This window comes from Hominilimicola fabiformis (assembly GCF_020687385.1).
Lineage (GTDB): Bacteria > Bacillota > Clostridia > UBA1381 > UBA1381 > Hominilimicola > Hominilimicola fabiformis.
The window spans coordinates 1-1,561 of sequence record NZ_JAJEQM010000042.1; the positions used below are offsets into that span (position 1 = coordinate 1).

Annotated in this window: 3 protein-coding genes; all 3 read left to right on the top strand. The window is 31.1% G+C overall.

Features of this window, described 5'->3' with window-relative positions; all coding sequences use genetic code 11:
• The coding region (locus LKE05_RS14010; protein ID WP_308457246.1) for a type II secretion system F family protein at positions 1-783 on the top strand (783 nt) is incomplete at its 5' end.
• A 15-nt stretch (positions 784-798) separates the two neighbouring features.
• Positions 799-1,032 carry a hypothetical protein gene (locus LKE05_RS14015; RefSeq protein ID WP_022231144.1) on the top strand — a complete coding sequence of 78 codons (234 nt, stop codon included), beginning with the start codon at positions 799-801 and terminating at the stop codon, positions 1,030-1,032.
• A 15-nt stretch (positions 1,033-1,047) separates the two neighbouring features.
• On the top strand, positions 1,048-1,476 hold the full coding sequence (locus tag LKE05_RS14020; protein WP_308457247.1) for a DUF4320 family protein: 429 nt from the start codon (positions 1,048-1,050) through the stop codon (positions 1,474-1,476).
• Positions 1,477-1,561 lie beyond the last annotated feature (85 nt).

Sequence of the window (1,561 nt, forward strand, 5' to 3'; positions counted from 1 at the left end):
AAAAAAGCTGTTAAACGATTGGTAAATCAGAAAAAGTTATCAGATGACCTTAAAGAATTTTTTGTTGATCCAATTTCGAAGGTTATTTTAAAATTTATAAAAATGGACAGAATTGCAAGAGAAAAAAAACGAAAAGACCTTTTGAGAGTAGGTATGGATATTACACCTGAAAAATATTATGCGGACGCAATAGTTATATCATTATGGATATTATGTTTGGGAGCCTTATTTATATTAATAGGATTTCCTCTTTTTTTTGCTATTTCTGTTATACTCTCGTTTGCATTGTTTTTCAATAATATTGAAGTAGTCAATAAAAAAATTAATTTTATAAATCAAGCAATAACAAGAGATTTACCTAAGTTTGTAATGATATATGACCATGCAAGAGGAGATAACGTACAACTTGTCGATATTATAGAAAAATATCGACAAGCAGCTTGTGAGGAATTTCAATATGATCTTGATTTGTTGATTGTTGATTTAAAAACAAGTAGTGAAGAGGCTGCGTTAATATCGTTTTCTGAGCGTACTAATATTCAAGAATTGAGTAATTTTGTGAATATATTACTTGGAAGTATAAAGGGCGATGATGTAAGTACAGCTATTAAACTTACGGAACGAGAAATGGAGGTAATTAGAAGAGAAGAAAAAAATAGAAAGATACTTGCTTTGCCGGATAAAGTTAGAATGGCTATAGTTGCAACAGGAGTGATGGCTGCAATAGTAGCCGTAACACCAATTATTATGGATACAGTAAAAGGTATATCAATGTTTAAATAAAAAGGAGAAATGATTATGAAAGTTGAAAAAGTTTTAAGTTTAAAAAGTAAGGCGGAAATAAAGCTAAATAATCTGAAAAATGATTTGTTAAGACAACAAAAAGAAGGAATATCAGGGTTTGTTGTATCATTGTTGCTCATTTTGGCGGCAATAGTTGTAGGTGCAGTATATATGAAACTGGCGAACAAAGGAATGGAAACCATATTCCAAGATATGATTGATCGTATAATTAACGGTTTTAAGGAATAATTAACGGTGAAAAATATGGCTAAAAATTTTGCAAAAAAGAAAAAAGGAAGTATCGCAATATGGCAGATATTTGAGATTATTCTGTTTGCGGCGCTTGTTTATACATTCATAACATTATGGCCTGTTTTTCTGCAAAAGCAAAATGTCGATTACATAGCTAAAACAATGGTGCGTGCGGTTGAAACAAACGGGCGTATTGATTCATCAATTACAGATTTACAACATGAGTTGGAAAACGATTTCGGTGTTGAACTTGATGATGTAAGATGGACAACTCAATATGTTCCGGGAACAAACAAAATTCAAATTAAATCTAAATTTGAATTGACAGTTACAGACCATGCAACAATACGCATTATGAATCCTACATTTGGTGATCCGCTTGATATAAATGTACCGATGTCAAAAACATTGGTAGGTGTATCACAGGTATTCTGGAAGTAGGTGATACAAATGCAATATAAGAAAAAAGCATTTTCAGGTATAGGTTTTATATTGGCTATATTTATGTTTGGTATAGCATTGTTTA